An 11,771-nucleotide genomic window follows, 5' to 3' on the forward strand; every position below is an offset into this window, starting at 1 on the left:
TAAATTCTCTCTCCGGCATGGCTCAGGATTCCACCATCGCCATCGCCTCTTCCACATCCACTGCTACCAATCGCGAACATCCCGGCTCATGCATCGTCACGCCCATCAACTGGTCGGCCATTTCCATGGCGATCTTGTTGTGGGTGATATAGATGAACTGCACGGTCTGGGACATCTCTTTAACCAACCGAGCGTAGCGTCCAACGTTAGCGTCATCCAGCGGTGCGTCAACTTCGTCGAGCATGCAGAACGGCGCCGGGTTCAACTTGAAGATGGCAAATACCAGGGCCAATGCGGTCAGGGCTTTCTCGCCACCGGACAACAAATGGATGGTGCTGTTCTTCTTGCCCGGAGGCCGCGCCATGATCGTTACCCCTGTATCGAGTAGATCTTCGCCCGTCAGTTCCAAGTAGGCGCTGCCACCACCGAAAACTTTTGGGAATAACGCCTGTAAACCGCCATTAATCTGATCAAAGGTATCTTTGAAGCGGTTACGGGTTTCCTTGTCGATCTTGCGGATCACGTTTTCCAACGTGTCCAGGGCTTCAACCAGATCGGCGTCCTGGGCATCCAGATAACGTTTACGCTCGGACTGCTGCTGGTACTCATCAATGGCGGCGAGGTTGATCGCGCCCAAGCGCTGAATACGTGCGGCAATCCGTTCAAGTTCTTCTTCGGCGTCTTTCTCGTTGGCCTGGGCGGTCAGGGTGTTGAGTACGCCGTGCAGGTCATAGCCGTCTTCCAGCAATTGGTCTTGCAAGGTCTTGCGGCGCACGCTGAGGGCTTGCCATTCCATGCGCTGTTGTTCGAGCTGGCCGCGGATCAACTGGGACTGCTGCTCGGCCATGGTGCGGCGCTTTTCGGCGTCGCGCAGTTCGCGGTCGGCGTCTTCCAGGGCGATCTGTGCGGTCTTGAGTTCGACGTCGACGGTCATGCGCTTGTCGAGTAATTCCTCAAGCTTGAGGCGCAGCTCTTCCAGCGGCGCCTCGCCCTCCTCCAGGTTGAGGCTCAGTTGCTCGCGCTTTTCGGTCAGGCGTTCGGACTGCATCTCCAGGCGTTCAAGGGCCTGGCGCGTGGAATCATGCTGGGCGCGCAACGAGCCCAGGCGTACGGCCAACTGATGGGCGTGATCCTTGTGCTGCCGGGCTTCCTGGCGCACGCGGTCAAGGCGCTCGCGCAGGCTGTCGCGCTGGGCCAGCAGCAATTCGCGCTGTTCGGTGTCCAGGGCCATGCTGTCGAGGGCTTCCTGCAAGTGCAGGCGCGCTTCACCGATCTGTTCGTGTTCCAGGGCGCGCTGTTCGCCCATCTCTGCTACTTCTTCGTCAAGACGGGTGCGGCGCAGGGTCAATTGTTCGACCTTGGCCCTGCTCGCCGACAGTTGGGCTTTCAACTCGCCTTGCTGGCGCGCTTCGTCCTGCAACAGACGGCGCAGGTGTTCGCGGCCGGTTTCCTGCTGGCGCTGGGTGGCGCGCAGGGTTTGCAATTCAGTTTCCAGGCTTTCCAGGGTGGCTTCGCGTTCTTCACGCTCGGCGCTCAGGTTGACGATTTCCTGGCCACGGGCCAATACGCCACTTTCCGCTTCACTGGCGCGGCGCACGCGCAGGAAGTGGCGGCTGACCCAATAACCATCGCGGCTGATCAGGCTTTCGCCAGCCGCCAATTGCCCGCGTTGGGCCAGGGCTTGCTCAAGGGACTCCACCGGCCTGACCTGGCCCAGCCAGGGCGACAGATCTATCGCCGCCTCGACCTTGTCCAGCAAGCTGCCCGGCATCCGCGCACCATCAGCCGCCGGGCTGAGCAGGCGCAAATCACCCTGGGCAAACCCGGCCAGGTCGAAACCGCCGAAATCATCCACCAGCACCGCTTGCAGATCGGCGCCCAGCACGGTTTCCACCGCCAGTTCCCAGCCGGCTTCGACTTTCAAGCCTTCGGCCAGGCGCGGGCGCTCGGCCAAATGCTGGTCGCGCAGCCATTCGGCGGTGCCGGTGCCGGGGTCGAGCGCGGCTTGCTGCAAGGCTTCCAGCGAAGCCAACCGACCATTGAGCCGCTGTAAATCGCCTTGGGCCTGCTGCTGCGCCTGGGTCGCGGTGTGCAATTGCTGACGCAGTTGCTCCAGGCGCTCCACTTGCTGTTCTTCGCTGGCCTCCAGCTCTTCCAGGGTCATTTCGCTTTCGGCCAGTTGCTCGCTCAATTGCATGATTGCCGCGTCTTCCGGGTCGGCGGCGAGCAGTACGCGCTCTTCCTGCAGCCGGCGCTGGCGTTCGGCCAGGCGTTCCATGCTGGTTTCCAGCTGCTGGATGCGCGACTGCTGCACCTCGGCCTGGCGGCGTGGCTCGGCGGATTGCAGGTTGAAGGCGTCCCACTGTTCCTGCCAACCGTGCATGGTGGTTTCGGATTCTTCCAGGGCGGCGGCGGCTTCTTCGGCGGCGGCGCTGGTGATTTCCTGCTCGGGGGTGAGCATATCCAGCTCTTCGCCCAGGGTCAGCAGCAAGGTGCGGTCATGGCCCAGGTGCGATTCGGTTTCCAGGCGTGCGCGTTCGGCTTCCTTCAAGTCGTCCTGCAACTGGCGCAAACGTTGCTGGCCGTGCTGGATGCTCTGCTCGACCCGAGCAATGTCACCGCCCACCGAATAGAAGCGGCCCTGCACCAGATTGAAGCGCTCGGACAACTCATGGTGGCCGTCACGCAGACGTTCAATGCTGGCGTCGGCGTTACGCTGCTCGGCCACCAGTGCTTCAAAGCTGACTTCCTGGGTTCCAATAATCGCTTCGCGCTGGCCCACCTGATCATTCAATGCCTGCCAGCGCAGGGCCGACAGTTGCGCCTTGAGCTGGCGCTCCTCGCCCTTGTATTCCTGATACTTCTCGGCGGCCTGGGCCTGGCGGTGCAGGCGTTCGAGCTGGCGCTCCAGCTCCTCGCGCAGGTCGGTGAGGCGGGCGAGGTTTTCATGGGTGCGGCGGATACGGTTTTCAGTCTCGCGGCGGCGCTCCTTGTACTTGGAGATGCCGGCCGCTTCTTCGATAAAGTTACGCAGGTCTTCGGGCTTGGCCTCGATCAGCTTGGAGATCATGCCCTGCTCGATGATCGAGTAGCTGCGCGGACCCAGGCCGGTGCCGAGGAAGATATCGGTGATATCGCGACGACGACACTTGGTGCCGTTGAGGAAGTAACTGTTCTGGCTGTCGCGGGTGACTTTACGACGGATGGAGATTTCCGCGTAGGCCGCGTATTCGCCGATCAGGGTGCCGTCGGAATTATCGAATACCAGTTCGATACTGGCCTGGCTCACCGGCTTGCGGCTGGTGGAGCCGTTGAAGATGACGTCGGTCATCGACTCGCCGCGCAGGTTTTTCGCCGAGCTCTCGCCCATCACCCAGCGCACGGCGTCGATGATGTTCGACTTGCCGCAGCCATTGGGCCCCACCACCGCCGCCATGTTGCTGGGGAAGTTCACGGTGGTGGGGTCGACGAAGGATTTGAACCCCGCCAACTTGATGCACTTGAGCCGCACGCTTAGACGTCCGCCAAGGCTGCGATGACCAGCGAACTGCTGCGCTGGCAATAGGCTGTGAGCACCAGGCGAATCTGCACCAGGTCACGGGCAAGCACCGCAGCGAGCAATTGCGCGAACAGCGCCTGGAACTCGCTCATGGACGCCTTGCGCTGATCCAGGGCCAGGTAATAAGCGCGGTTCATCGCCGGCTGCAGGTTTTCAACGGTTTCCTGCAAATACGGGTTGTTGGCGAAGGGGTACGCAGCGCGCATCACGTTGAAGCTTTCTTCGACGAAGGCGCGGATGTCCTCGCGCTCCAGGCTCAGTTGCAGGCGTTGCTGGATCTGCAGGAACGGCGCCATGTCGGCCTGGGTCTGCCAGCCTTCGGCAACCGCATTGCCGAGCAGGATGTACATCTCGCCCATCAACGTACACAGGCTCTGCACCTTGTGCGCGGTGAGTTCGGTGACGTGGGCGCCACGGCGCGGCAGGATCGCAATCAGATGGCGGCGCTCAAGGATCAGCAAGGCTTCGCGCACGGAACCACGGCTGACGTTGAGCGCCAGCGTGACCTTCTGTTCCTGGATCCGCTCCCCAGGCTTGAGATCGCCGCGAATGATACGTTCGGCGAGGTGGTGAGCAATTTGCTCGGCGAGACTGTCCGGCGCCTTGAACGTCATGTTTTCCCTTCAAAATCTGCTATCGGTACAAGCGCGGCAGTGTAGCGCATTGGCCCGCTGATGGCGCTACGCCCACCGTGGCGAATTTGGCATGAAATAAGCAACGTTGAAAGCCTGCAAGCCGCCAAAAACGCCGGTTCCAGAAGACTGGACCATAATTGAACGTGTTGCGACCGCATTTTCTTGACCCTTAGGTCAGAAAACCATTGACCGAAAAGTCAGACATGACTAGATTCGGCGCAAAGCGGTTAACAACAATAATGAGTCTGCGAGGCCTTCCGTGATCCAGTTTTTACTTAACCAGGAACTCCGTAGCGAGCACGCCCTGGACCCCAACCTGACCGTGCTTAACTATCTGCGCGAGCACGTGGGCAAACCCGGTACCAAGGAAGGCTGCGCCAGTGGCGACTGTGGCGCGTGCACCGTGGTGGTCGGCGAGCTGCACACCGACGAGCAAGGCGCCGAGCAGATTCGTTATCGCAGCCTCAACTCCTGCCTGACGTTCGTTTCGTCACTGCACGGCAAACAACTGATCAGCGTCGAAGACCTCAAGCACCAGGGCCAACTGCACAGCGTGCAACAGGCCATGGTCGAGTGCCACGGTTCGCAGTGCGGCTTTTGCACCCCAGGCTTTGTGATGTCGCTGTTTGCCCTGCAAAAAAACAGCGACGCCCCCGACAGTCAGAAAGCCCATGAAGCCCTGGCCGGCAACCTGTGTCGCTGCACCGGTTATCGCCCGATCCTCGCGGCCGCTGAACAGGCCTGCTGCAACAAGCCTCAGGATCAATTCGACAGCCGCCAGGCTGAAACCATCGCCCGCCTCAAGGCCATCGCGCCGACCCAGACCGGTGAACTCAACAGCGGTGACAAGCGCTGCCTGGTGCCGCTGACCGTCGCCGACCTGGCCGACCTCTACGATGCCTACCCGCAAGCCCGCCTGCTGGCCGGCGGTACCGACCTGGCGCTGGAAGTCACCCAGTTCCACCGCACCCTGCCGGTGATGATCTACGTGGGCAACATTGAAGCCATGAAGCGCATCGAGCAGTTCGACGACCGCCTGGAAATCGGCGCGGCCACCGCCCTCTCCGATTGCTACGCCGCGCTGCACCACGAATACCCGGACTTCGGCGAACTGCTGCAGCGCTTCGCCTCCCTGCAAATTCGCAACCAGGGCACCCTGGGCGGCAATATCGGCAACGCTTCGCCCATTGGGGATTCGCCGCCGTTGCTGATAGCTCTGGGCGCGCAGATCGTACTGTGCAAGGGCAACACCCGCCGTACCCTGGCGCTGGAAGACTACTTCATCGATTACCGCGTCACCGCCCGCCAGGACAGCGAGTTCATCGAGACCATCATCGTGCCCAAGGGCCACACGCTGTTTCGGGCCTACAAGGTGTCCAAGCGTCTGGACGACGATATTTCCGCCGTGTGCGCAGCGTTCAACCTGAAGATCGACAACGGTGTGGTCAGCGCGGCTCGCGTTGCCTTCGGAGGCATGGCCGCTACACCAAAACGCGCAAAAAATTGCGAGGCCGCGTTGGTGGGCGCCATCTGGAACTTGGCCACGGTCGAGAAAGCCTGCGCCGCCCTGGCACAGGACTTCACCCCACTGTCGGACTTTCGCGCCAGCAAGGAATACCGCCTGCTCAGCGCGCAGAACCTGCTGCGCAAATACTTCATCGAACTGCAAACGCCGCACATCGAGACTCGGGTGACCGCTTATGTCTAACCATCACGCCGTGGTAAAAACCCAGGCCGAACTTGCCGCACTGTTTGCCCAGGACCTCACCACCGGGGTCGGTCGCAGCGTCAAGCATGACAGCGCCGCCAAGCACGTCAGCGGTGAAGCGCAGTACATCGACGACCGCCTGGAATTCCCCAACCAGTTGCACCTGTATGCGCGCATGTCCGACCGCGCCCACGCCCGCATCATCAGCATCGACACCGCGCCCTGCTATGCCTTCGACGGCGTACGCATAGTCATCACCCACGAAGACGTGCCAGGCCTGAAAGACATCGGCCCGCTGATGCCCGGCGACCCGCTGCTGGCCATCGACACCGTGCAGTTCGTCGGCCAGGTGGTGCTGGCCGTGGCCGCCCGCGACCTGGAAACCGCACGCAAAGCGGCGATGGCGGCGGTGATTGAATATGAAGACCTGGAGCCGGTGCTGGATGTGGTCGAGGCGTTTCGCAACAAGCACTTCGTGCTCGACAGCCACACCCACCAACGCGGTGATTCGGCCACTGCGCTGGCAAACGCCAAGCACCGCATCCAGGGCACCTTGCATATCGGTGGCCAGGAACATTTTTATCTGGAAACCCAGATCTCTTCGGTGATGCCCACCGAAGACGGCGGCATGATCGTCTACTGCTCCACGCAAAACCCCACCGAAGTGCAGAAGCTGGTGGCCGAAGTGCTGGATGTGTCGATGAACAAGATCGTGGTGGACATGCGCCGCATGGGCGGTGGTTTTGGCGGCAAGGAAACCCAGGCTGCCAGCCCGGCGTGCCTGTGCGCCGTGGTGGCGCGCCTCACCGGCCAGCCGACCAAGATGCGCCTGCCACGGGTCGAAGACATGCTGATGACCGGCAAGCGCCACCCCTTCTATATCGAATACGACGTGGGCTTTGACGACACCGGCCGCCTGCACGGCATCAACCTGGAGCTGGCAGGTAACTGCGGCTGTTCGCCGGACCTGTCCAACTCGATTGTCGACCGCGCCATGTTCCACGCCGACAACTCGTATTACCTGGGCGACGCCACGGTCAACGGCCATCGCTGCAAGACCAACACCGCCTCCAACACCGCCTATCGCGGCTTTGGCGGCCCCCAGGGCATGGTCGCCATCGAAGAGGTGATGGACGCCATCGCGCGCCATCTGGGCCAAGACCCGCTGGCGGTGCGCAAGGCCAACTACTACGGCAAGACCGAGCGCAACGTCACCCACTACTACCAGACCGTCGAGCACAACATGCTCGAAGAAATGACCGCCGAACTGGAAGCCAGCAGCCAATATGCCGAGCGCCGCGAAGCAATCCGGCTGTACAACGCCCACAGCCCGATCCTGAAAAAGGGCTTGGCGCTGACCCCGGTGAAATTCGGTATTTCGTTCACCGCCAGCTTCCTCAACCAGGCGGGCGCACTGATCCATATCTACACCGACGGCAGCATCCACCTGAACCACGGCGGCACCGAGATGGGCCAGGGCTTGAACACCAAGGTCGCGCAAGTCGTGGCCGAAGTGTTCCAGGTAGACATCGACCGCGTCCAGATCACCGCCACCAACACCGACAAGGTGCCCAACACCTCGCCCACCGCGGCCTCCAGCGGCGCCGACCTGAACGGCAAGGCCGCGCAGAATGCGGCCGAAACCATCAAGCAGCGCCTGGTGGAATTTGCGGCGCGCAAGTACGACGTGAGCGAGGCGGACGTGGAGTTTCGCAACGGCCATGTGCGCGTGCGCGAGCAGATCCTCAGCTTCGAAGCGTTGATCCAGCAGGCGTATTTCGCCCAGGTGTCGCTCTCCAGCACAGGCTTCTACAAGACCCCGAAAATCTTCTACGACCGCAGCCAGTCACGCGGGCGGCCGTTCTACTACTACGCGTTCGGCGCGGCTTGCTGCGAAGTAATCGTCGACACCCTGACCGGCGAATACAAAATGCTGCGCACCGACATCCTGCACGATGTGGGCGCCTCGCTGAACCCGGCCATCGACATCGGCCAGGTCGAAGGCGGCTTCATTCAGGGCATGGGCTGGCTGACCATGGAAGAGCTGGTGTGGAACAACAAGGGCAAGCTGATGACCAACGGCCCGGCCAGCTACAAAATCCCGGCGGTGGCCGACATGCCGCTGGACCTGCGAGTGAAGCTGGTGGAGAACCGCAAGAACCCGGAGGACACGGTGTTCCACTCCAAGGCCGTGGGCGAGCCGCCGTTCATGCTCGGGATTGCGTCGTGGTGTGCGATCAAGGATGCGGTAGCGAGCCTCGGTGATTATCGCCATCAGCCCCACATTGATGCGCCGGCCACGCCGGAGCGGGTGTTGTGGGGGTGTGAGCAGATGCGGCAGTTGCAGGTGGCGAAAGCTGTCGAGGCTGACACTGAATTGGCTTCGCTCTAGACCCAGGCGCTGCCATCGCGGGCAAGCCCGGCTCCCACATTTTGAGGTGCGAACCCGATCAAATGTGGGAGCTGGCTTGCCTGCGATAGCGGCCGAACTAACAGCAGAAATGTTGAGGTAGACATGGACAACTGGATCAGCGCCCTCGCCACCCTGCAAAACCAGGGCGAACCCTGCGTACTGGTGACCATCATCGAAGAACTCGGCTCCACCCCGCGCAACGCCGGTTCCAAAATGGTCATCAGCGCCGCGCAAACCTTCGACACCATCGGCGGCGGGCACCTGGAATACAAGGCGATGCAGATCGCCCGGGACATGCTGGTGCGTGGCCAGCAAAACACCCATCTGGAGCGCTTCAGCCTCGGTGCCAGCCTGGGCCAGTGCTGCGGCGGCGTCACCGTGTTGCTGTTCGAGCCCATGGGCCAGGCGCAGGCGCACATCGCCGTATTTGGCGCCGGCCATGTCGGCCGTGCGTTGGTGCCATTGCTGGCAAGCCTGCCCTGCCGGGTGCGCTGGATCGATTCCCGCGAGCAGGAATTCCCGCAGCATATCCCCCAAGGCGTGCGTAAAATCGTCAGCGAAGAGCCGGTCGACGAAATTGCCGACTTGCCGGCAGGCAGTTACTGCATCGTCATGACCCACAACCACGCACTGGACCTGGAACTGACCGCCGCCCTGCTCAAGCGCAACGACTTCGCCTACTTCGGCCTGATCGGCTCGAAAACCAAGCGGGTCAAATTTGAACACCGCCTGCGTGACCGTGGCTTTGATGCCACGCAGTTACAGCGCATGCGCTGCCCCATGGGCCTCCCCGAGGTCAAGGGCAAGCTTCCGGTGGAAATCGCCATCTCCATCGCCGGCGAAATCATCGCCACCTATAACGCCAATTTCGGCCAGCACCTTGCCGGCGCCGAACCTATTGCCAAACTGCTGCCGGCTTCGCGCCGCAGCCACGCTATCTAAATCGAGACGATCATGCCTTTGACTCGCAAAGCCTACCGTGCCGCCATCCTGCACAGCATCGCCGACCCAGCCGTGGTTGGGATCGAAGCCTCCTATGAATATTTCGAGGACGGCCTGCTGGTGATCGACAACGGCCAGATCAGCGCCCTTGGTCACGCCAGCGACCTGCTGCCGAGCCTGCCCGCCGATATCGACATCACCCATTACCAGGACGCGCTGATCACCCCCGGCTTGATCGACACCCATATCCACCTGCCGCAAACCGGTATGGTCGGCGCCTATGGCGAACAGTTGCTGGACTGGCTCAACACCTACACCTTCCCCTGTGAAAGCCAGTTTGCCGACCAGGCTCACGCCGAAGAAGTCGCGGATATCTTCATCAAGGAACTGCTGCGTAACGGCACCACCACCGCGCTGGTGTTCGGCAGCGTGCACCCGCAATCGGTGAATGCATTCTTTGAAGCGGCCGAGAAACTCGACCTGCGCATGATTGCCGGCAAGGTGATGATGGACCGCAACGCACCGGACTACCTGACCGACACCGCCGAATCCGGCTACCAGGAAAGCAAGGCACTGATCGAACGCTGGCACGGCAAGGGGCGCCTGCATTACGCGGTGACGCCCCGCTTCGCGCCTACGAGCACGCCGGAACAACTGACGCTGGCCGGGCAGTTGCTGGGCGAATACCCGGATTTGTATATGCAGACCCACATCAGCGAGAACAAGCAGGAAATCGAGTGGGTAAACGAGCTGTTCCCGGAGCGCAACGGCTACCTGGATGTCTACGACCACTACAAGCTGCTCGGCGAGCGCTCGGTGTTTGCCCACGGCGTACACCTGTGTGACGACGAATGTGCACGGCTGGCAGAGACCGGCTCGGCAGTCGCGTTCTGCCCGACCTCGAACCTCTTCCTCGGCAGCGGCTTGTTCAACCTGCCGATGGCCGAAAAACACAACCTAAACGTGGGCCTGGGCACCGACGTGGGTGGCGGCACCAGCTTCTCGCTGCTGCAAACCCTGAACGAAGCCTACAAGGTCATGCAGTTGCAAGGTGCGCGCTTGAGCCCGTTCAAGTCGCTGTACCTGGCCACCCTGGGCGGCGCACGGGCGCTGCGCCTGGAAGACAAGATCGGCACCTTGCAGCCGGGCACTGATGCGGACTTTTTGGTACTGGATTACAACGCCACGCCGCTGCTGAGCTATCGCCTGAAACAGGCCAATAACATTGCCGAGACGTTGTTTGTGCTGATGACGCTGGGGGATGATCGGACGGTGTTGCAGACCTATGCAGCCGGGCAGCTCGTGCACCAGCGCTGATTTCGGATACACCATCGAAACAAATGTGGGAGCGGGCTTGCTCGCGAATGCGCAGTGTCAGTCTCTAGGTATATTGACTGATCCACCGCATTCGCGAGCAAGCCCGCTCCCACAATTTTGTTCTCAGTGAGCCAGGGAAACTAGAGTTTTACTGAAGAACGCCCTGGCTTCTTGGTCTGCAACAAATGCGAAAACACCGCATGCAAATCATCCGACGCGCTCTCTTCATCGAGGTTGAGCTTGCTGTCGATGTGATCCATGTGATGCATCATCAAGTTCACCGCCAACGTCGCATCCCGGGCTTCGATCGCATCGATCAACTGGGTGTGTTCATCGTAGGAACAGTGCGAGCGGTTGCCGCTTTCGTACTGGGCGATGATCAATGACGTCTGCGACACCAGGCTGCGCTGGAAGCTGATCAGCGGCGCGTTCTTCGCGGCTTCGGCCAGCTTCAAGTGGAATTCGCCGGAGAGGCGGATACCGGCGCCACGGTCACCACGGGAGAAGCTGTCGCGCTCGTCGTTGACCATCTGGCGCAACTCGGCCAACTGCTCGGCCGTGGCGTGCTGCACCGCCAACTCCGTGATCGCCCGTTCCACCAGGCGCCGGGCCATGAACACCTGGCGCGCTTCTTCGACGCTTGGGCTGGCAACCACCGCACCGCGATTGGGCCGCAGCAGTACCACGCTTTCATGGGCCAGGCGCGACAGCGCGCGGCGAATGATGGTGCGGCTCACGCCGAAGATCTCGCCCAGTGCCTCTTCACTCAATTTGGTTCCGGGCGCCAGGCGTTGTTCAAGGATCGCCTCGAAGATATGCGCATAGACGATATCGTCCTGGGTTCCGCTGCGACCGGCCTTGCCGGCTCGCGGTTGTTTCTTGAGAGGTTGCAACTGTTCGTTCATGGGCACTCGGGTTTGAGAACGGCGAATTAACGGTAATACGGCAACGGCGTGTCGCTGGCAAGTATCACCTAAAAACAGCGCACATTGTACACAACCCATTGCGCCAACACACTGTACGGCTGTTTGCGGGCTCGGCTGTATTGCAATGACTCGTTACGTTTGAGTTTAGGCTTGATTCCACGATTTCCCATGAACGACATCCCACTGTAGGAGCGAGCTTGCTCGCGAAGAACCCAAGGGCGCCGCGTTTAATCTGATTGCCCGCGTTATCGTTGGCGATTTTCGCGAGCAA

The 11,771-nt window shown here is 61.3% G+C and carries 7 protein-coding genes; 4 read left to right on the forward strand and 3 right to left on the reverse strand.

Annotated features, from left to right (window positions below; translation table 11 throughout):
• Nucleotides 1–22: 22 nt before the first annotated feature.
• Both smc and ACWHXD_RS22370 read right to left on the reverse strand, forming a co-directional pair.
• Nucleotides 23–3,511 (reverse strand): chromosome segregation protein SMC, encoded by a 3,489-nt coding sequence (smc, locus tag ACWHXD_RS22365; RefSeq protein ID WP_138762354.1) that lies wholly within the window; start codon nt 3,509–3,511, stop codon nt 23–25.
• Nucleotides 3,512–3,513: 2 nt separating this feature from the next.
• Entirely contained in the window at nt 3,514–4,173 is a 660-nt protein-coding gene (locus tag ACWHXD_RS22370) for a GntR family transcriptional regulator (protein WP_032895818.1), read from the reverse strand.
• Between the two features lie 280 nt (nt 4,174–4,453).
• Between ACWHXD_RS22370 and xdhA the strand changes: the two genes are divergently transcribed.
• The 4 genes from xdhA (at nt 4,454) to guaD (ending at nt 10,574) form a co-directional block, all read left to right on the forward strand.
• Nucleotides 4,454–5,902, forward strand: coding sequence for a xanthine dehydrogenase small subunit (gene xdhA / locus ACWHXD_RS22375; RefSeq protein WP_138762355.1), 1,449 nt, complete (start codon nt 4,454–4,456; stop codon nt 5,900–5,902).
• Complete coding sequence (gene xdhB, locus ACWHXD_RS22380) at nt 5,895–8,294, forward strand: xanthine dehydrogenase molybdopterin binding subunit (RefSeq protein WP_138762356.1); 2,400 nt, start codon at nt 5,895–5,897, stop codon at nt 8,292–8,294. The genes xdhA and xdhB overlap by 8 nt, the downstream gene beginning before the upstream one ends.
• Before the next feature lie 123 nt (nt 8,295–8,417).
• Entirely contained in the window at nt 8,418–9,257 is an 840-nt protein-coding gene (xdhC, locus tag ACWHXD_RS22385) for a xanthine dehydrogenase accessory protein XdhC (protein WP_098950668.1), read from the forward strand.
• Nucleotides 9,258–9,269: 12 nt separating this feature from the next.
• Nucleotides 9,270–10,574 (forward strand): guanine deaminase, encoded by a 1,305-nt coding sequence (guaD, locus tag ACWHXD_RS22390; RefSeq protein WP_032895814.1) that lies wholly within the window; start codon nt 9,270–9,272, stop codon nt 10,572–10,574.
• A gap of 140 nt (nt 10,575–10,714) precedes the next feature.
• On the opposite strand, the gene ACWHXD_RS22395 is transcribed toward guaD, so the two are convergent.
• Nucleotides 10,715–11,479, reverse strand: coding sequence for a GntR family transcriptional regulator (locus tag ACWHXD_RS22395; RefSeq protein ID WP_014719469.1), 765 nt, complete (start codon nt 11,477–11,479; stop codon nt 10,715–10,717).
• Nucleotides 11,480–11,771: the final 292 nt, after the last annotated feature.

This window comes from Pseudomonas fjordensis (genome assembly GCF_976987115.1).

What these genes read in the sequence shown, in the direction of transcription:
- ACWHXD_RS22395 (WP_014719469.1), bottom strand. Translation starts at nt 11,479, where the DNA reads ATGAACGAACAGTTGCAACCTCTCAAGAAACAACCGCGAGCCGGCAAG.
- ACWHXD_RS22370 (WP_032895818.1), bottom strand. Translation starts at nt 4,173, where the DNA reads ATGACGTTCAAGGCGCCGGACAGTCTCGCCGAGCAAATTGCTCACCAC.
- xdhC (WP_098950668.1), top strand. Translation starts at nt 8,418, where the DNA reads ATGGACAACTGGATCAGCGCCCTCGCCACCCTGCAAAACCAGGGCGAA.
- xdhB (WP_138762356.1), top strand. Translation starts at nt 5,895, where the DNA reads ATGTCTAACCATCACGCCGTGGTAAAAACCCAGGCCGAACTTGCCGCA.
- guaD (WP_032895814.1), top strand. Translation starts at nt 9,270, where the DNA reads ATGCCTTTGACTCGCAAAGCCTACCGTGCCGCCATCCTGCACAGCATC.